This is a genomic window from Polaromonas sp. P2_G11 (assembly GCF_056403595.1).
In genome coordinates, this window is the sequence record NZ_JBFUFE010000005.1 from 121542 (window position 1) to 141300 (window position 19759).

16 protein-coding genes are annotated in these 19759 nt (G+C 62.3%); 11 read left to right on the top strand and 5 right to left on the bottom strand.

Annotation, left to right across the window (positions count from 1 at the left end):
• The first annotated feature begins 2 nt into the window (after window positions 1-2).
• The 5 genes from AC1DWQ_RS17985 to AC1DWQ_RS18005 all read left to right on the top strand — a co-directional run bounded on the left by AC1DWQ_RS17985 (window position 3) and on the right by AC1DWQ_RS18005 (window position 5416).
• Entirely contained in the window at window positions 3-1244 is a 1242-nt protein-coding gene (locus AC1DWQ_RS17985; protein ID WP_477670852.1) for a GNAT family N-acetyltransferase, read from the top strand.
• Window positions 1245-1447: 203 nt separating this feature from the next.
• A complete protein-coding gene (locus AC1DWQ_RS17990; protein ID WP_477670853.1) occupies window positions 1448-1780 on the top strand; it encodes a hypothetical protein in 333 nt (110 codons plus the stop codon).
• 215 nt (window positions 1781-1995) lie between these two features.
• Window positions 1996-2763 (top strand): hypothetical protein, encoded by a 768-nt coding sequence (locus AC1DWQ_RS17995; protein ID WP_477670854.1) that lies wholly within the window; start codon window positions 1996-1998, stop codon window positions 2761-2763.
• 110 nt (window positions 2764-2873) lie between these two features.
• Entirely contained in the window at window positions 2874-4493 is a 1620-nt protein-coding gene (locus AC1DWQ_RS18000) for a wax ester/triacylglycerol synthase family O-acyltransferase (RefSeq protein ID WP_477670855.1), read from the top strand.
• An 83-nt stretch (window positions 4494-4576) separates the two neighbouring features.
• Window positions 4577-5416, top strand: a complete 840-nt coding sequence (locus AC1DWQ_RS18005) for an alpha/beta hydrolase (RefSeq protein ID WP_477670856.1) — start codon at window positions 4577-4579, stop codon at window positions 5414-5416.
• 192 nt (window positions 5417-5608) lie between these two features.
• Here the strand turns inward: AC1DWQ_RS18005 and ppa are convergent, their stop codons facing one another.
• Complete coding sequence (ppa, locus tag AC1DWQ_RS18010) at window positions 5609-6148, bottom strand: inorganic diphosphatase (RefSeq protein ID WP_457278617.1); 540 nt, start codon at window positions 6146-6148, stop codon at window positions 5609-5611.
• 308 nt (window positions 6149-6456) lie between these two features.
• On the opposite strand from ppa, the gene AC1DWQ_RS18015 reads away from it, so the two are divergent.
• Window positions 6457-8679 carry a sodium-translocating pyrophosphatase gene (locus tag AC1DWQ_RS18015; protein ID WP_477670857.1) on the top strand — a complete coding sequence of 741 codons (2223 nt, stop codon included), beginning with the start codon at window positions 6457-6459 and terminating at the stop codon, window positions 8677-8679.
• Between the two features lie 91 nt (window positions 8680-8770).
• Here AC1DWQ_RS18015 and AC1DWQ_RS18020 read toward each other — a convergent pair whose 3' ends face one another.
• The gene (locus AC1DWQ_RS18020; protein ID WP_477670858.1) at window positions 8771-10915 is read right to left on the bottom strand and encodes an AAA family ATPase; all 2145 of its coding nucleotides are present in this window, start codon (window positions 10913-10915) and stop codon (window positions 8771-8773) included.
• A 321-nt stretch (window positions 10916-11236) separates the two neighbouring features.
• Between AC1DWQ_RS18020 and AC1DWQ_RS18025 the strand changes: the two genes are divergently transcribed.
• Entirely contained in the window at window positions 11237-12670 is a 1434-nt protein-coding gene (locus tag AC1DWQ_RS18025) for an aldehyde dehydrogenase family protein (RefSeq protein ID WP_477670859.1), read from the top strand.
• 56 nt (window positions 12671-12726) lie between these two features.
• Here AC1DWQ_RS18025 and AC1DWQ_RS18030 read toward each other — a convergent pair whose 3' ends face one another.
• The 3 genes from AC1DWQ_RS18030 to AC1DWQ_RS18040 all read right to left on the bottom strand — a co-directional run bounded on the left by AC1DWQ_RS18030 (window position 12727) and on the right by AC1DWQ_RS18040 (window position 15229).
• A complete protein-coding gene (locus AC1DWQ_RS18030) occupies window positions 12727-13317 on the bottom strand; it encodes a hypothetical protein (RefSeq protein WP_477670860.1) in 591 nt (196 codons plus the stop codon).
• A complete protein-coding gene (locus tag AC1DWQ_RS18035) occupies window positions 13314-14450 on the bottom strand; it encodes a M48 family metalloprotease (RefSeq protein WP_477670861.1) in 1137 nt (378 codons plus the stop codon). The genes AC1DWQ_RS18030 and AC1DWQ_RS18035 overlap by 4 nt, the downstream gene beginning before the upstream one ends.
• 62 nt (window positions 14451-14512) lie before the next feature.
• Window positions 14513-15229 (bottom strand): hypothetical protein, encoded by a 717-nt coding sequence (locus AC1DWQ_RS18040; protein ID WP_457278623.1) that lies wholly within the window; start codon window positions 15227-15229, stop codon window positions 14513-14515.
• A gap of 181 nt (window positions 15230-15410) precedes the next feature.
• On the opposite strand from AC1DWQ_RS18040, the gene AC1DWQ_RS18045 reads away from it, so the two are divergent.
• From AC1DWQ_RS18045 to moeA, 4 genes are all read left to right on the top strand, one after another.
• On the top strand, window positions 15411-16172 hold the full coding sequence (locus tag AC1DWQ_RS18045) for an SDR family oxidoreductase (protein WP_457279763.1): 762 nt from the start codon (window positions 15411-15413) through the stop codon (window positions 16170-16172).
• A 394-nt stretch (window positions 16173-16566) separates the two neighbouring features.
• Window positions 16567-17694: a GTP 3',8-cyclase MoaA gene (gene moaA / locus AC1DWQ_RS18050; protein WP_477670862.1), complete on the top strand. Its 1128-nt coding sequence runs from the start codon at window positions 16567-16569 to the stop codon at window positions 17692-17694.
• Between the two features lie 25 nt (window positions 17695-17719).
• Window positions 17720-18346, top strand: coding sequence for a molybdenum cofactor guanylyltransferase MobA (mobA, locus tag AC1DWQ_RS18055; protein WP_477670863.1), 627 nt, complete (start codon window positions 17720-17722; stop codon window positions 18344-18346).
• The gene (gene moeA, locus AC1DWQ_RS18060; RefSeq protein ID WP_477670864.1) at window positions 18343-19710 is read left to right on the top strand and encodes a molybdopterin molybdotransferase MoeA; all 1368 of its coding nucleotides are present in this window, start codon (window positions 18343-18345) and stop codon (window positions 19708-19710) included. The genes mobA and moeA overlap by 4 nt, the downstream gene beginning before the upstream one ends.
• Window positions 19711-19759: the final 49 nt, after the last annotated feature.

Consider the following 19759-nt stretch of genomic DNA (forward strand, 5'->3'; position numbering starts at 1 on the left):
ACGTGAAAAAGAACTCAAACGATTATGTCATTCGCGTGCTGAATTCACCGCTGGAGGTGAATGCGGCCGAGTGGAACGCCCTGCTGGCGGCGCAAAGCCCGGGCGAGCCCGCGAACCCTTTCATGCGCCACGAATACCTGGCCGCACTGCACGAAAGCGGCAGCGCCACGCCCGAAACCGGCTGGACGCCGCGCTTTGTCACCCTTTGGCAGGGCAAGGTGCTTGCAGGCGCCTCTCCGCTTTACCTCAAGGAGCATTCCTACGGCGAATACGTGTTCGACCACGCCTGGGCGAATGCCTACCAGCAGCATGGGCTTGAGTACTATCCCAAGGCACTGGTCGCCGTGCCCTTCACCCCCGTACCCGGCGCCCGCCTGCTGGCCCGCACGCCGGTCGAACGTGCCCTGCTGGTAAAGGCGCTGGTGGCTTGGTGCACGCAAGAGGATCTCTCGTCCTTGCACCTGCTGTTTACCGCCGATGAAGACGTGGCGGCCTGCGAAGAGGCGGGCCTCATGCTGCGTCATTCGGTGCAGTTCCACTGGACAGGACCACCAGCAGGCTACCGCGACTTCGACGACTTCCTGGCGTCGCTCAGCCAGGAAAAACGCAAAAAGATCCGCCAGGAGCGCCGCAAGGTCGCCGAGGCAAACATCACTTTCCGCTGGTCGCTGGGCAAAGACATCAGCAACGCCGACTGGGACTTTTTCTACCGCTGCTACGAGCGCACCTATTACGAACACGGCAACGCTCCCTACCTCAGCCGCGACTTCTTCCATCGTATGCAGGACACCATGCCGGAGAACTGGCTGCTGTTTGTGGCGGAGCACAACGCCGACGGCCAGCGGCGGCCCATCGCGACAAGCCTGATCGCCGTCAGCGCCCGTACTGAAAGGGATCACGGCGACGAAAGTGCCGAAAACCAGTCCCTGGTTGCGTACGGCCGCTACTGGGGCGCCCTCGCCCGTGTTGACTGCCTGCACTTTGAGGCCTGCTACTACCAGCCGCTGCAATGGTGCATCGAACACGGCTACCAACGCTTTGAAGGCGGCGCTCAAGGGGAGCACAAAATGGCCCGCGCCCTGCTGCCCGTCAAAACCACCAGCGCCCACTGGCTGGCGCACCCCTCGTTCGCCGACGCGGTCGAGCGCTTCCTGGAGCGCGAAGGCGCCGGCATCGACAACTACATGGAAGACCTGGAACGCCGCAGCCCTTTCAGGCAAGCTGCGCCGGGCACTTCGGCTTGAGTGCTGGCTTTCGGCGGCCGCAGGCGCTACGTTTTTCATAACTGCTTGCGCTTGTCCATATTGGGCTTCATGGACTTTTTCCATAAATGTTCTGTGCAAAACATGAACTGGCCGCGCTCCCACCCCTTACCTGCAACCCCCGTCATACCTGTCATCACACGGGCAAGCGTTATTTGCTATAAAGCCCGTTCAAAGGAATTTCCATGAGCAACAACAACCGCGCCAACGAACGTACGTACACCGTCAACCTCGTCGAATGCCCAACCCTGACCGCCGACGAGCGCGCAGCGGCCGAACTGCGTTTTCGCATGGCGCTTGAATTCGCGTTGGGTGGCCCCGAATATGTACTGCCCTCGCTGCAGGCCTACATGCTGACGCAAACGCTGCACGAAGGCCTGCCGCTGGAGAACGCCTCGGAGGCAGAAGAACAGGTCATTGCGCTCTGGCAACACGCCGAGACCGACGCGATTCTGGCGGCGATGCGGCCGCTGGGAGACAACCTGGACAACGCACGATTCGAGATCCTCCCGCTTTGACCCCTCAAGCCGTTTGCCCGGCGGGCGGCCTGCTTCGCGGTGCGGCCGGCGCGGAATCGCTATCGTATTGATAGCTGCCCGCGCCCGTCAGCATTGCGCCAGTGGCCTGTTTTCCTTAAACCCAGCTTTGTTTTAAGCTCTGTCTTCCAGACCTGTTTCCGAACGGTTTCAAGGCTTGCAGCCACCCTGCCCCCGGCCCAGGCCGCCATGTCCCCATGAACACTATCGCGACCGCTACACAGACCGCCGACCCTGCGCCTCCGCTGGGCCGCCCCCACGCCCGGCGCCTGCGTGAGGTCTACCGCTCCGCCGGCTGGCCCTGCCAGGACCTGCTGGAAATCGAACTGCTGGCCACCGGCATGCTGCAGCGCGTGGCCGGCCCTGCAGGCCACGAAACCCTGCGCGTGACCGATGCCGGCGTGGCCTATCTGGCCACCGTGCTCGTGCGCAACCGCTCGGCGCTTTCAAAGCATGAGGCACTGGTCGAGCAGGTGGCCTGCGAAATGGTGCGGGCCGGCCGCATCACCTGGCGCGGCCTGGGCCTGCGCGCCCAGCTGCCGCCCGAAGAAGAAGGTGGCAAGGCCCGCTGGTGCATCGCCCGGCCCGACGTGTTTTCCATCCGCAACACCACGGTGCAGGAATATGTCGAGCCGATCGTGCACGAGATCAAGGTGCACCGCTCCGACCTGCTGGGCGACCTGCGCCGCCCCGAAAAACGCGCCGCCTACCTCGACCTGGGCGGGGAGTGCTGGTATGTGCTCGGTTGCGACGCCAAAGGCCGGCCGATTGGCGATGCCAGCGAGGTGCCGCTGGAGTGCGGTGTGATGGTGCTGGAGAACACGCGCCTGGCCGTTGCGAGGGCCGCACCGCGGCGTACGCGCCAGCAACTACCGCTGGGCGTATGGATGGTGCTGGCCAAGGCGACGCCTGTCGCCGGACTCAACGACGATGAGCAAGGAATGCTGGGCGACTGCGAAGCTTGAACGCAATCACGGCCGCGCGCTGAGCCTGGCGTGACAGCTGCCGCTACGGCAAACCCTAGTGCCGCAACCCGTCCCGCTCGGTTAATGTCTCCCTCACGGAGACAACAACAATGAAATCCCTGACCGGACTCGACGCAACCTTTCTTTACCTTGAAACCCCCGAGATGCCCATGCATGTGGGCTCGCTCAACCTGTGCGAACTGCCGGAGGGCTTCAAGGGCAGTTTTCACAAGGCGGTCAAAGCGCACATCGCCAGACGCATGCACCTGGCGCCGGTGTTCAGCCGCAAGCTGGTGTTCATGCCGCTGGATCTGGGCCACCCGCTGTGGGTCGACGCTGACTCGGTGGATATCGACTTTCACATCCGCCGCGCGGACTCTGCCAAAAAAGGTACGGCGCCCATGACGCTGGCCGAGGTACACAAGCTGTGCGCGCAACTGCACAGCGAGGTCATCGACCGCAATTTCCCGCTCTGGGAGTTTTATATTTTTGACCGCATCCAGCTGCCCGCATCGCAGGGCGGCAAGGTGGTGGCCGGATTTTTCTCGAAGATTCACCATGCGGCGCTGGACGGCAAGGGCGGCGTGATGCTGGCCAATGCCCTGCTCGATTTCAGCCCGGTGCCGCGCGAGGTGCCGCCGCCCGACCCTGCCCGCCGCCGCAAAACCGAGGCTGACCTGAAGCTGGGCAAGATGATCGGCTCGGTGTTTTCGAGTTCGCTGGGCCAGCTGGCCAAACTGGCCAAGGCGCTGCCGTCTGCGGCCAGCACCTTTGGCAGCACGCTGGCAAAACAATCCACCACCAGTTCGGCCACCGGCATCAAGCCCAAGATGCCGATGAAGCTGGCGCCACAAACGCCCTTTAATACCGGCATCACCACGGATCGCGTCTTTGTGACGGCCACCCTGCCGCTGGCCGAATGCAAGGCCATGGGCAAGGCGGTGGGCGGCTCATTCAACGACGTGGTCTTGTGGATCTGCTCGACCGCACTGCGCAGCTACCTCACGCAGCACCACAGTCTGCCGAAAAAATCGCTGGTGGCGGCCATGCCGGTGTCGCTGCGCGAAGCCGGCGCCACCGACGCCAGCAACCTGGGCAACCAGGTGAGCATGAGCCTGGTGGAACTGGGCACGCAGCTGGCCCACCCGCTCAAGCGCATTAACGCCATCATGGCATCGACCGCCAAGGTGAAAACGTCGATGCAAAGCCTGAAGGGCCTGCTGCCGACCGACTACCCTTCGCTGCTGGCACCGTGGCTGGTGGGCGGCGCAGCCAAGATGGCGCTGAACGCCTACGGCAAAAGCGGTATCGCCAGCCGCCTGCCCATGGTGGCCAACCTGGCCATCTCCAACGTGCCGGGCCCGCCGGTGCCGCTGTACCTGGCCGGCGCGAAGTTCCTGACCTTCCACCCGCTGTCCATCGTCATGCACGGGCTGGCGCTCAATATCACCATACAGACCTATGCCGGCCATGTGGATTTCGGCATCGTTGCTGACAAGAAGGCGCTGCCGCATGCGAAGGATTTGGCGAAAGCAATCGAGGAGGCCTTCACTCAGGCCCAAACCTTGATGGTGAGCGCAGCGCCTGTTGCATCCGCCGCCACAGCGCCCGCGCCGAAAAAGAGGACAAAGAAGGCCTCCGTTAAAACCGCCGTGAAGGCCGCCCCGGTAAAAACCCGCAAAGCCGCTGTCACGAACGCGACGAAAACCGCAGCGAAGCGTCCACGTTAGAGAGACCTCTCTCTGTAAAAAACCGTAAGCGCCTCCATACTCTTTGAGTCGGAACTCCAACAAGACAATCAATGCTCCAAGCCATGGCAAGCCCGTCATCCAGGCGAAATCCGTCTTCCTCCTCCCCCCAAGATCAAGCAAAACCGTCCCCACACGATGTTCCGCCCAGCGCCTGGCTGCTGGCGCTTGAGCTGCGTGCGTTCTGGGAGTTCGGCGCCCTGCTGCCCGCCTGGCCGTTGCTGGCCCGCGCGCCACGCGGCGACGGCCATGCCGTGATGGTGTTTCCAGGCCTGTCGGCCAATGACGCCACCACGGTGCCGCTGCGCCAATACCTGCAGTCGCTCAATTACAGGCCCTGGGGCTGGGAACAGGGGTTTAACTTTGGCCCGCGCGCCGGCGTGCTGGAAGAAGCCCGCGACAGCCTCGCCCGCACCTTCGAAACCACGGGCCGCAAGGTCAGCCTGATCGGCTGGAGCCTGGGCGGCGTCTACGCGCGCGAGCTGGCCAAGGAGCTGCCGCACATGGTGCGCGGCGTGATCACGCTGGGCACACCCTTCGCGGGCTCGCACAAGGCCACCAATGCCTGGCGCATCTATGAACTCACCAGCGGCCGCAACGTCGAGCGCGAATCCGAAAGCTACGATCTGCCGGCCGCCCCGCCTGTGCCGACCACCAGCATTTATTCGCGCAGCGATGGCGTGGTGGCCTGGCAAGCCAGCATCCAGGCGCCCAGCGCCGCCCATCCGCAAACCGAAAACATCGAAGTGCTGGCCAGCCATATCGGCATGGGCGTGAACCCCAGCGCCTGGTGGGCCGTGGCCGACCGGCTGGCGCAGGCCGAAGGCCAGTGGAAGCCGTTTTCGCGCGGAGATAAAGGCAAGCTGCACGGCCTGGTGTTCCCGGACCCTGCGCGAAAAGCGTAACGCTTCAATGTAGCGCCGGGCGGCGGTGCACACCATTCCACCCAGGCATAAAAAAAGCGCCTGCAGACCACGCTGCAGGCGCTTTTTTAAGTTTCCCTCAATGCCTTTGCTATATTTTTTATAGCTGCTTGCGCACGGCCTGAGCCACCTTCAGCACAAAAACGCTTACGTTTTCGTGCCAGAGGCCAGGTTTCAGGCCTTGCCGGCCTTTGCATAGTTGGCAATGCCGTCCGTGATTTCTTTTTTGGCCGCATCCGGGCCTTCCCAGCCCAGCACCTTGACCCATTTGCCTTCTTCCAGGTCCTTGTAGTGCTCAAAGAAATGCGCAATGGTCTTCAGGCGCAGCGGATTCATGTCTTCAGGTTTTTGCCACTGGGTGTAAAGCGAGCATTTCTTGTCGATGGGCACCGCCAGCACCTTGCCGTCTTCACCGGCTTCGTCCGTCATTTTCAGGATGCCGATGGCGCGGCAGGTCACCACCACGCCGGGAATCAGGGGCACCGGGGTGATCACCAGCACGTCGACCGGGTCGCCGTCGCCGCTGATGGTCTTGGGCACATAACCGTAGTTGGTCGGGTAGTGCATGGAAGTGCTCATGAAGCGGTCCACAAAAATCGCGCCGGACTCCTTGTCCACCTCGTATTTCACCGGGTCGGCATTCATCGGGATCTCGATGATGACGTTGAAGGATTCGGGAACGTTTTTGCCGGGGGAAACTTTATCGAGGGACATGGTCGCTTGAGTTCTTTATGGAAGGAAGAAGAAAGAAAGGGAAGGAAGGGCGAAAAGAAGATTCTTAAAACACATGGGCTACCTGCGCAGCCGCGGCACAGGCCAACTGCTCGGTATTTACCCTCATTTTACTGATTCACACCTTACGGTTCTTAAAGTTGTCATGTTTTCACTGTAAATTGCGCGAGTTGGCCAATCGTCTTGTCTCTACGTAGACCAAGCAACGAGGAAGCAACGCAGCGGGGGTCAAGACACCATTTGCTAGCGTTGAAACCCCCTCCAAGCGAAAAACAACGTAGGAGATTTCTATGACAGGCAACTCAGCGCTTATTCTTGCGCTCGTCTGCGGGCTGGTCGCCGTGGGTTACGGCATCTGGGCTCGCAGCTGGATTCTTTCCCAGGATGCAGGCAATGCGCGCATGCAGGAAATTGCAGCCGCCATCCAGACCGGCGCCGCCGCCTACCTGGCACGGCAATACAAAACCATCGCCATGGTGGGCGTCGTCCTCACGGTACTGATCGGCTTTTTCCTTGACGGAAAAACCGCCATCGGCTTCGTCGTTGGCGCCGTGCTGTCAGGCGCTTGCGGCTTTATCGGCATGAACGTGTCGGTTCGCGCCAATGTGCGCACCGCCCAAGCCGCCACCAAAGGCATTGGCCCCGCGCTTGACGTTGCCTTTCGCGGCGGCGCCATCACCGGCATGCTGGTCGTGGGCCTGGGCCTCCTGGGCGTGACCGGCTTTTACTGGTTTCTGGTGGGCAATGGCAACTACACACCCGACCTCAAGCTGGCCAACCTGCTCAACCCGCTGATTGGTTTTGCCTTCGGCTCGTCGCTGATTTCCATCTTCGCCCGGCTGGGCGGCGGCATTTTCACCAAGGGCGCCGACGTCGGTGCCGACCTGGTGGGCAAGGTCGAAGCAGGTATTCCCGAAGACGACCCGCGCAACCCGGCCGTGATTGCCGACAACGTCGGCGACAACGTGGGCGATTGTGCCGGCATGGCCGCCGACCTGTTTGAAACCTACGCGGTCACGCTGATCGCCACCATGGTGCTGGGCGCCCTGCTGCTCTCGGGCGCAGGCGCCACTGCGGCGGTTTACCCGCTGGCACTGGGCGGCGTGTCCATCATCGCCTCCATCATCGGCTGCTTTTTCGTCAAGGCCTCGCCCGGCATGAAGAACGTGATGCCGGCCCTCTACAAGGGCCTGGCAATTGCCGGCGTACTGTCGCTTATCGCGTTTTATTTCGTCACGATGTGGCTGATGCCCGACAACGCCGTCACGGCAAGCGGCACGCAGATACGCCTCTTCGGCGCCTGCGCGGTCGGCCTGATCCTGACCGGCGCGCTGTGCTGGGTCACCGAGTACTACACCGGCACGCAGTACAAGCCGGTGCAGCACATTGCACAGGCATCGACTACCGGCCACGGCACCAACATCATTGCCGGCCTGGGTGTCTCCATGCGCTCCACCGCATGGCCGGTGATTTTTGTCTGTATCGCCATCCTGACGGCCTACTCGCTGGCGGGCCTGTACGGCATCGCGATCGCCGCCACTTCCATGCTGAGCATGGCGGGCATCGTGGTTGCGCTGGACGCCTACGGCCCCATCACCGACAACGCCGGCGGCATTGCCGAAATGGCCGAACTGCCCAGCAGCGTGCGTGACATCACCGACCCGCTGGACGCGGTGGGCAACACCACCAAGGCCGTGACCAAGGGCTACGCCATCGGCTCCGCCGGCCTGGCCGCGCTGGTGCTGTTTGCCGACTACACCCACAAGCTCGAAGCCTACGGCAACGTGATCAGCTTCGACTTGAGCAATCCCAAGGTCATCGTCGGCCTCTTCATCGGCGGCCTGATTCCCTACCTGTTCGGCGCGATGGCGATGGAAGCCGTGGGCCGCGCTGCCGGCGCCGTGGTGGTTGAAGTGCGCCGCCAGTTCCGCGACATCAAGGGCATCATGGACGGCACGGGCAAGCCCGAGTACGACACCGCTGTCGACATGCTGACCACAGCTGCCATCAAGGAAATGATGATCCCCTCGCTGCTGCCCGTGGTCGTGCCCATCGTGGTCGGCCTGGCGCTCGGCCCCCAGGCACTGGGCGGCCTGCTGATGGGCACCATCGTCACCGGCCTCTTCGTTGCCATCTCGATGTGCACCGGCGGCGGCGCTTGGGACAACGCCAAGAAGTACATTGAAGACGGCCACCACGGCGGCAAGGGTTCCGAGGCACACAAGGCCGCCGTGACCGGCGACACCGTGGGCGACCCCTACAAGGACACAGCCGGCCCGGCCGTGAACCCGCTGATCAAGATCATCAACATCGTGGCGCTGCTGATCGTGCCCCTGGTGATGAAGTTCCACGGCGGTGAAGCCGCAGCGGCCCCGGTGGCACCCATGGCCGCGCCTGCTGCCATGAGTGCACCGGCCGCCACACCGACTGCACCCGCCATGCCGGCGCCCGCGCCCACGCAGGCGCCCAATGCCGCAGCAACGCCAACGCCAGCCGCACCGGCCTCACGCTAGACCGCTCCGGCCCATGCAAAAAGCTCTGCGTTGCAGGGCTTTTTCTTTGGGCGTCCTGTGAGGACGAAGCTGCAAAAAAAGGTTCGTTGACTCAGGCTGGCATCCACCGGCTGGAACCCGGCCCAGGCAGCGCCAGATCCGGTGCGGCAGTCAGGCTTTCAAAGTACCTGATTTCGCGGAGTGCTTCGCTCAATGTCATCTCGCCTGCATTCATCAGACAGCCGGTCAGATACTCCGTCAGGGCGGTGTACTGGGCCAGCGTGGCCTTCGTCTCACTGTAAAGCCGCTCGCTCTGGGCTTCCATGATGCTGCGGGTTTCCTCGTCCGGCGGTGCCGTGCCGCCGTCCTTGAGCAGCGCGGCGTAATTCAGCCGGGTCTTGCGGTACATGCCCATTTCAGCCACCGCATGGTGCAGCAGCCGCGTGACACGGGTGATGTCATTGTGGGCGCCGCCCGTGGTTCCGTCTTCGCCGAAGAAGATCTCCTCGTTCGCCATGCCGCCCAGCAGCACCCGCACCTCATGCTCCATGTCACCCTTGGTCTGCAGCAGGTTGCTGTCCTGCTTGTGCAGTACAAAGCCGAGGGCATTGTTGCGGGGGTTGGCCTTCAATGAAATTTTGATGGTGGTCATGTCGGCCAGCAGCGTGTTCCAGTTGTCGCCGGTCAGCTTGCGCCGATGCTGGAAATCCATCAGGAAGTGGCCCCACTCATGTACGGCGATGATGCGCCGGTCACGCTCGCGCTCCTTGGTGGTGTTGTCGTTGACATTGCCCACCAGCACACGCTCGGCGGCCTGCATCAGGGTGTGCGCGCCTATCATCTGGCCCGCCTGCACCGCGATGATGCCGGCCTGGTTGACCATGGTTTCGAGGTCTGCCGGGCTGCAGCCTTCCGTCAGTTCGACAAAATGGCGCAGGTCCATGTCGGGCAGCACCTTGTCGGCACGTTGGCGCAGGTAGTGGCCGGTGATGGCCAGGCGCTCCTGCTGGTTGGGCATGCGGAAGTCGACCTTCATCTGGAAGCGGCGCAGCATGGCCTCATCCATCTGCAGGTTGGCCGAATTGAAGTTGGACGCCACGATCCAGATGATTTCAGTATCCGATTTGGTCCGCACACCGTCCAGGATGGCCAGCAACATGTTCTGCGTGTCATCGTCATATTTGCGGTTGCCGCCGCGCCGCATGAAAAGGTCCTGCGCTTCATCAAGAAAGACGATGCAGCGTTTACGCCGCTTGGCCAGCGCAAGAATGCGCGACAAGGTGTTCGAGCCGCCGGCCACATAGCCGGTCTCGAGGTTGGCGGCTGAATGGAAAAGAATTGGCAGGTTCAGCTCTTTGGCGAGGTAGCTGGCCAGCTTGGTCTTGCCTGTACCCGCGGGGCCGCTGAACATCACGTTGAAAGGCTTGTTCACGCCATAAGCGGCGTATTCGAGGCGGCGTTCGTACTGGTCGCGGATTTGCGCAACCTCGGCCTTGATATCGTCCATGCCGACCAGGTCCTCCATGTCACCGCTGATTTGCGCCGGCGAAATGAACTTGAGGGATTTGCGCTGCCCGCCCGTCTGGTACCAGAGGAAGGCGATGAGCCCCAGCGTCAAGGTCGCTGATACCAGCGCGCTGGCGCCGCCTTTCCAGGCGTCCTGTTCGGATTGCGGGCGGGCGTCACCGAAACGCTGTTCAAGGCGCGCCAGCATGTCCTTGCTCGCGTCATCAAGCGCGCCCCGGGGCACGAAGGTGAGCTTGCCACCCCACGGTGCCGTGACGGCCTTGTCGGCCAATATCTTGGTTTCCATGTCCGAGGGGTAATAGGCGTACTGCCTGCCCTCCGATTCAATCAGCACAAAGCGCTCGGAAACGGTCCACAAAATGGGCCGGTAAATGATGGTGATGCGCGTGACCGGATGGGCTTCGAGAAAGCTCAGGACCGACCCGCTTCCGAAGACGACCGGCAATGCGGTGTTGTAAGTCCAGGCCGCTTCAACACCCGGCCCCGACGCTGCCATGGCCTTGACTTCCAGCGCCATTTTTTCCTGCCGCTCCAGGGTCGACCAGGCGTAATAGGCGCTTGCCGGAATCATCAATGCCACGGCCAGTACGGCGAACTTCATGCCAAAGGTCTGAATCGACAACCAGTCGCGCAAACGGGCCATAAAGGCTTTAAACCAGGCCAGCAGGCTGGTGGTGGGCGCGTCGTCGCCGGGCGGAATATCGGCTGGGCTTTTGGTGGGATCAGTCATCGCGGTAATGCGTCAAAAATGCGGACCCGCAGTTGCCGGCTGCCTGCCGCTGTCGTCACGCCAATACGGCCGGGCCGTTGCGTAACATGAGCACCATTCCCTGTAGGAATTGGCGAGGTGCATGTGTAGGTTCAATCCTACATATATGCCAATCGTGGCGCAGCAAAGGATTTGTAAATTGGCCGAGACACAACGCTGTGGCTGTGACAAACGCACGCTTTTGGGGAGCGTTACCTCGCGGGAGGCCCTGCCCCCATGGCTCATTTCTGCCCGTGGGAGGCGGTAACCTCCGGCCGGGGGCAAATTCAGCACAATAGCGCCATGCAACTCAACTACATCGCCAATACCTCTGTCGCATCTTCTTCAGGCAAAACCATCCCAATGATCGATCCGTCCGACGGGCAGGTGTTTGACGAGATTCAGCGCAGCAACGCGCACGACATTGATACCGCGGTGAAAAGTGCCCACGAATGTCTGGAACTGGTATGGAGCCGCTTCAGCGCCGCCGAGCGCGGGCGACTGCTGATGCGGCTTTCCGCCAAGGTGGCCGAGCATGCCGAAGAGCTGGCCATGATCGAGCAGCGCGACTGCGGCAAGCCCACCAAACAGGCACGCGCCGACGCGGCGGCCCTGGTGCGCTACTTCGAGTTTTATGCCGGCGCCTGCGACAAGCTGCACGGCGACACCATTCCCTATCTGGACGGCTACAGTGTGATGACCTGGCGCGAGCCGCACGGCGTGACGGGCCACGTGATTCCGTGGAACTACCCGATGCAGATCTTCGGCCGCAGCGTCGGCGGCGCGCTGGCCGCGGGCAACGTCTGCGTGGTCAAGCCGGCAGAGGATGCCTGCCTGTCATTGATTCGCGTGGCGCAACTCGCGGCCGAAGTGGGTTTTCCGGCCGGCGCCATCAACATCGTGACCGGTTACGGCCATGAGGTCGGCGACGCGCTGGCCCGCCACAAAGAAATCGACCACATCAGCTTTACCGGCAGCCCCGCCGTGGGCACGCTGATCCAGCAGGTCGCCGCCGAGCGCCACTGCCCCGTCACGCTGGAGCTGGGCGGGAAAAGTCCGCAAATCGTGTTTGCCGATGCCGACCTGGATGTCGCCATACCGGCCATCATCAACGCCATCGTGCAGAACGCCGGGCAAACCTGCTCGGCCGGCTCGCGCCTGCTGGTAGAACAGGCGATTTACGAGCCCCTGCTGCTGCGCCTGGGCGAAGCCTTTGAAAACCTGCGCGTCGGCCCCGCCGCCATGGACCTGGACGTGGGCCCGCTGATCCGGCAAAGCCAGCAGCAGCGCGTCTGGGACTTTTTAAGCGATGCGCAGGTTGCCAACATTCCCATGGTGGCCCAGGGCCAGATCGTCGACGAGGCGCCCGATACCGGGTTTTACCAGGCCCCCACCCTGCTGCGCGACGTGCCGGTAACGCACAGGCTGGCGCAGGATGAAGTGTTCGGCCCGGTGCTGTGCGCCATGAGCTTCAAAAACGAGGATCACGCAGTGGAACTTGCCAATGCCACGCTGTTCGGCCTGGTCGCCGGCATCTGGACGCGCGATGGGGCACGCCAGTTCCGCATGGCCAGGCGAGTGAAAAGCGGCCAGGTGTTCATCAACAACTACGGCGCCGGCGGTGGTGTGGAATTACCTTTCGGCGGCGTGAAGTCATCGGGCTACGGCCGTGAAAAAGGCTTTGAGGCCTTGCATGGCTTCACCACGCTGAAAACAGTGGCCATACGACACGGTTAAGCCGACCCCGGCCGCAAGGTCTCGGGTTCGTGCCCCTCGCCACGGCCGCCCTGCAGTCAGCCCTTGATTTGCGCCGTCTTCACAACGCTTTCAGCTTTTGGCAGAAGCCGCGGGAAAAATGAAAGCCTGGGAGCAAGGAAGGTGGCAGCGAACAATTCGCCATTTCGCTGGCTAAGCCAGCCTACGCCGTTGAGCTGGACATCATCGCCCTTTCTCGTCACGGTAAATTCGAACCGCGCACCTTTCTCACCCGCAAATACCGAAGGTTCAACCTTTGTCATGTTGACGATGGAACCGTCTGCCGAATACATGATCTCGAAAAGGTTGACCAATTGGTCAAGCGGCATGCCTGCCTGGTAAGTTGGAACACGGGCTGCCTTCTGCCCGGACGGCACGCTGCCTGCAGGCCTGACCAGCAGCGCCTGGCCTGGCTTGACGGCCGCCCAGAGGCGCAGGTGATCCAGCGTCAATCCCTCCTGGGTCCACATGTCAAAAGGCTGCTGGGTGCCGGGTGGGGCAACCTTGTTCCAGGCATCAGTCACCTTGACGGCCAGCCGGTTATTGACCAGTTGCTCACCCTCAACCTTGGTGATGGACATGCAGCCCGACAGGAAAGCGAAGGCAAGAAGGATCAGGAGTTTTTTCATGGTTTAAGTTCCGCAATGTAATTTTTAATAAGACCCGCATCCGCCGCCTCAGGCGCGGCGGTGAGGTATTTTTCGAAGGCCTGTACGGCCGAGGCGGTGTCGGTCCGCTGCTTTTGCACCAGGCCGAGCGCCCTGAAAGCCTCGGCCGGAGCCTGTTCAAGAGCGGTCACGCGCGTCAGGTCGTTCAGGGACTCCTGAAGATCTTCCTTGCCTGCCCGCAACCGATACACCTCACCGCGCGCGTACAGCGCCTGGCCGTCCTCCGGATTGCGCGACAGCAAGCGATTGAACAGCACCAGACTTTCTTCAAACTGGCCACGCCGGATTTCATCCTGCAGCCACCCGAAGCGGTGCCGTGACATCACCTGCTGGTATTCCACTGCACCCGTTTTACCGCCGCCGTCGCCCGCCAGGCGGAGCAGATCATCACGGCGCGTCTCCAGCGGGGGATGCGTCGCCATCATGGGACTGCGTTTGCCAACGTCTTCACCGCCGGTGATCTTGAGTTCGCCCAGCAGGTTGTCCCACACTTGTGCAGCCTGCCTGCCGTCATAACCCGCCCGGGTCATAAGGCGCATGCCCAGACGATCGGCCCGCGTCTCGTGGTCCCGGGAAAAAGCGAAAGCACCGGCCAGAGCACCAAGCTGGCCAATGGCGCCGACAAGGCCGAACATGCCGATGAACTGCGCAAAGGCGGCCCGGCTTCTCAGATCCCGCAGGCGCTCAAGCGTGTGCCGTTCGAGGTAGTGACCGATTTCATGGCCCAGTACCGCAGCGAGTTGCGCTTCATTCTCCGCGCGCAGCAGCAATCCGGTCCAGACCTGCATCATGCCGTTCGGCGCCATGCTGGCGTTGAAGAGCGGCGTGCGCACCACATGTACACGAATGTCAGGGCAGTGGTCTCCCGCGAGACGGCATACCAAGTCTTGCAGATATTGGCTCAGTTGCGGGTCGCGTACGGTAAATGGACTGCGCCGCAGACGCGTTTCTTCACGGTCCATCATTCCCCACAAGCCGCCTTCATCTGTTTCCAGCGCAGGGCGGGCAAAGCGCTCCGCGGGCAAAGGCGAGATGGAGGCAGCTGCAGGGTTCTCCTGGCCAAAGGCTGACAAGCCTGGCAACAGGGCGCCCATACCCAGGCAGTGCTTGCAGGCCGTCCGCAAAAAAGCACGGCGCCCGCCAGCCGGTATGCCTATCATCTGGCGACCGGAAAACCCTTGAGAAGGGCTTCGATGGTTTCTTTGGCTGGCTCGGGTTCCCTCAGGTCACCTGAGGCCCGGCGCAAATCATTGAACCAGACAATCCGCCCGTTATTCAAATCGACCAGCGAGGCATAACCAATCTGCGCGCCCCCGGCAATCCCCACGCCCAGCACAGCCATGGCGATCATCGCGGCCTTGCGCTCGCTGCTGGCATAGCTGTCGCGCATCCAGATGAACAGGGCGTAATCAGCCCCCGTTTTATCCTTGAGAGGCTTGACGGCATCTCCGAGTGACCAGTTCAGGGCATCGTTCTTGGTGGGCAGCTTGAGTACACCACCAATCATGTGGTGCAGAAAAACAGATTGCGCGACAGCTCCGTGCAGGGAGTTGATGTCCGCGAGTTCGTCCATGTCTTTTTCTTCAAGCCCGATCACGTCAGAACCCAACTTGAGCTTGCTCGAAGCCAGACCGGACTTGACGTTTTTCTGGGCAGCCATGGTCCAGTCGGCCCTGGGCTCCTGCACGCCGCCGGCACCGATGGAAAAGAGCTCGAGGTCTGCGGGCACGACAACCAGCTTCGAGGCCGCCGCGCGTTCCGAGAATCCGGGTGCCAGGTTCTTGCTGGATTGTTGCGCGTGCGCTGTCCCCGCGAAAAGCACCAGCGCACACAAGGCTGCACCCGCACCGGTGCGGGCAAATTGATAACTCATGAAATCCCTCCCTTTTATAAAGCGCATTGTAGATGTAACTTCATGTTTCACGAATCCCGTCAAGCGAGAGAGACAGAGGGAAAACCCGCACCACCGTGATCAGCAACAATAAGCAATGGAAGCCGCACGCCACCGTACGGCAGCGTGCGCCGGCAGCAACCTTTACGAGAAAGACAAAATCATGCGGGTCAAGGACAAATCCATCATCGTGACCGGCTCCGGAGGCGGTATCGGTGAAGGCATCGCGCGGCGGCTGGCGGCCGAGGGCGCCAGGGTCATCGTCAACGACATCAATGTGGCGCTGGGCGAAAAAGTCGTGGCCGCCATCGTCAAGGCCGGCGGCACAGCTTCGTTCTTTGCCGCCGACGTCACAAAGTCCGCCGAGGTCAAGGCGCTGGTGGCTGCCGCTGTGCAGCGCTACGGCCGGCTCGACGTGATGGTCAGCAACGCCGGCTGGACGCACCGCAACCAGCCAGCACTTGATGTCAGCGAAGACGATTTCGACAAGTGCTACGCCATCAACGTCAAGAGCATTTACCTGGCTACCATCCACGCCACGCCGGTATTTCGCGAGCAAGGCGGGGGCAGTTTCATCAACATTGCGTCGACGGCGGGGGTACGCCCCCGTCCTGGCCTGACCTGGTACAACGGCTCCAAGGGGGCCGTCATCACGACCTCCAAGTCGCTGGCTGCCGAGCTCGGCCCCGACAACATCCGGGTCAATTGCATCAACCCGGTATTCAACCCCGACACAGGCCTCTCGGCCGAATTCGCGGGTGGCCCGCTGGATGAAGAACGCAAGGCGAAGTTTCGCGCGAGCATTCCGCTGGGACGTTTTTCGACCGCGCTGGATGTGGCCAATGCCGCGCTTTACCTGGCCAGCGACGAAGCGGACTTCATCAGCGGTGTATGCCTGGAAGTAGACGGCGCCCGGTGTGTGTAGAGCCCCCACGGTCGCTCACTTCGTGTAGCTCCCTGCCCCCCCGAGGGGGCCGCCCGCCTGCGGTCTGGCAAAGCCAGTCCCGCGGCTCATGCTGGGTTTAAGAGTTCTGTGCGTAACCAGTGCGAGGTATTTCACCAATGGGTGCCGCGGAACCGGCTTTGCCGGGCCGCAGGCACCGTCCCCTGCAAGGGGAAAAGGGCTACACGAAGTGAGCTCGATAGGGGTGTGCCAATTTTTCGGCTTCGCCGGCCCCAGGCGCCGCCCCCTTGAGGGGGGAACGGGCTACACGAAGTGAGCCTGGACGGGGGTGAGCCAATCCCTCTTTGGGGATAAGGCCTGGTTTTAGTGCCCCAGCCGGGCCAATGGGGTAAATTCTCCCCTTGGGCTCCTCACGATGACGACCGACAAAATCATTCCGCTGGCAGATATTCGCTACGCAAGCCGCGTACCGCATATCCCTGCCCGGTTGTCTGCCCCGACGGGCCTGCTGAGCGACACGCTGGGCCGGCCGCTGCGGGATTTGCGCATCAGCGTGACGGATCGCTGCAATTTCCGCTGCAGCTACTGCATGCCGCGCGAGGTATTCGACAAGGACTACGCTTTCCTGCCGCAAACCTCGCTGCTGAGTTTTGAGGAAATCACGCGCTTGGCGAAGATTTTTGTGGCTCATGGGGTCGAGAAAATCCGGCTGACGGGCGGCGAGCCGCTGCTGCGCAAGCACCTGGAGATACTGATCGAAATGCTGGCGAAGCTGCAAACGCCGCAGGGCAAGCCGCTGGACATCACGCTGACCACCAACGCCTCGCTGCTCGCCAAAAAAGCCCAATCCCTCAAGGATGCTGGACTGCAGCGCGTCACCGTGAGCCTTGATGCGCTGGACGACACCATCTTCCGTCGCATGAACGATGTGGACTTTCCGGTGGCTGATGTGCTCAAGGGCATTGAAGTGGCGCAAAAGGTTGGCCTGGCGCCGCTCAAGGTCAACATGGTGGTCAAACGCGGCACCAACGACGCCGAGATCGTACCCATGGCCCGGCATTTCCGCCACAGCGGGGCGGTGTTGCGCTTCATCGAATACATGGACGTGGGCGCCACCAACGGCTGGCGCATGGACGAGGTCCTGCCTTCAGCCCAGGTGGTGGAACGCCTCAACGCCGAATTTCCCTTGGTAGCCATAGACCCCAACTACGCTGGTGAGACCGCCGAGCGCTGGCGTTATGCCGATGGCGCTGGCGAGATTGGCGTGATCAGCAGCGTGACCCAGGCTTTTTGCAGCGACTGCAACCGGGCAAGGCTATCGACCGAGGGCAAGCTGTTTTTATGCCTGTTTGCCAGCCAGGGCCAGGACTTGCGCGCCCTGCTGCGCGGCGGCTACGGCGACGACCAGATCGCAGCGGCTGTGGCCCATATTTGGCAGGGGCGCGACGACCGCTATTCGGAGTTGCGTGCTGCGATGCCCGCCGACACAAGCACCCCCGATTCAACTATGAAACGGGTCGAGATGAGTTACATAGGCGGCTGATTTGACAACCCACGACCACAACACCATGCCCATCCACGCCGAAGCCATTACCGGCGTGATCCTGGCCGGTGGCCGTGGTTCGCGCATGGGCGGTGTCGACAAGGGCTTGCAGAACTTCAACGGCGTTCCCCTGGCGTTGCACACGCTGATGCGGCTGTCGCCCCAGGTCGGTGACGTGATGATCAATGCCAACCGCAACCTGTCCGCTTATGAATCATTCGGCGTTCCGGTGTGGCCCGACAGTACCGGGCTGGGCGAGTTTGCCGGGCCACTGGCGGGATTCCTGACGGGCCTGGAGCGTTGTGAAACCCCTTACCTGTTGACTGTGCCCTGCGACACCCCGCTATTTCCCGACGACCTGGTGGCACGGCTTGCCGAAGCACTTGCGCAGGACGGCGCCGACTTTGCCGTGGCGGCGGCGCCCGAAGAAGATGGGCAGCTCAGGCCCCAACCGGTGTTTTGCCTCATGGGTACCCACATGCTGGAAAGCCTGGTGCGCTTCACCCACAGTGGCGGCCGCAAGATAGACGCATGGACGGCGCAGCACAAAACAGCGATCGTGCCGTTCGACAAACCCGGTGACGACAGCCGCAGTTTCTTCAATGCCAATACGCTGGCCGAGCTGCACCAGCTGGAATCCCGCCAGCCGTGAAAACACTCGACCAGATTGCCGCGGAGCTGCAAGGCTACGACCCACAGTCACTGTCTGCCGACCAGGTACTGGACTTCCTGTCGCGGCTGGTCATGCCGGTGCAGGAGCAGCTCGAGCTGCCCTTGATGGAGGCTTTCGGGCGGGTGCTGGCCCAGGATGTGGTCTCGCCGTTTGACGTGCCGCCGCACGACAACTCGGCCATGGACGGATATGCCTTCGATGGTGGGCAGTTGGCTGCAGGCAAGGCGCTTGAGCTGCAGGTGGCCGACGGAACAGCGCTGGCAGGCAAGGCCTGGCAAGGCAGCGCCGGGCCAGGCCAGTGCGTCAAGATCATGACCGGCGCCATCATGCCCTCCGGCCTGGACACCGTGGTGCCACAGGAGTTTGTCACCCTGCACCAGGATGGCCAGGGCACACGCATCAGTATCCCGTCGGGTTTGCTCCAGCCCGGCGACAACCGCCGGCTGCGCGGCGAGGACCTCATGCAGGGCCGGCCGGCGCTATTAAAAGGTGAGCGTATTACGCCCGCCCGCCTTGGCCTGGCAGCCTCTTTGGGTCTTAAAACCTTGTCAACCTGGCGGCCGCTGCGGGTGGCTTACTTCTCCACCGGTGATGAGATTTTGTCGCTGGGCGAAACACCGCGCGAAGGCGCTGTGTACGACAGCAACCGCTACACCGTCTTCGGCATGCTCAGCCGGCTGGGCATCCAGGTGCTCGACATGGGCGTCGTGCGCGATGAGCCGGCACTTCTGGAGGCTGCATTCAAACGAGCGGCAGCCGAGGCCGACGCGGTCATCACGTCTGGCGGTGTCAGCGTGGGTGAAGCGGATTTCACCAAGGCCATGATGAAAAAGCTGGGCGACGTGGCCTTCTGGCGCATTGCGATGCGGCCCGGCCGGCCCATGGCCGTGGGACGGATTTCAATAGAGAAATCAGGCTCTATCCCAATAGGGACAAGCGCAAGCAGCTATGAAAATAGTAGCACTCAAAAAACGTTCCCAAACCCCGACGGCGCCATTTTGTTTGGATTGCCCGGCAATCCGGTGGCGGTGATGGTGACGTTCCTGGCCTTTGTGCGCCCCGCCCTGCTCCAGATGATGGGCGCCAGCGCCGCGCCGGCGCCGTTGCTCAAGGCACGCAGCCTGGAGCCCATTCGCAAGAAGCCGGGGCGCACCGAATACCAGCGCGGCTGGGTATCCACCGCGCCCGACGGTTCCCTGGAGGTCAGGACTACCGGCAGCCAGGGTTCGGGCGTGCTGCGCTCCATGGCCGAGGCCAACGGCCTGATGGTGCTTCACCATGCGCAAGGCAATGTCGCTGCAGGGGACATGGTTGACGTCCTCATGTTTGAGGGTGCCCTGTAAATCCATTGAATCCTCGGCGCCGCCAGGCCCTGGTACTGCAACCCGAAAA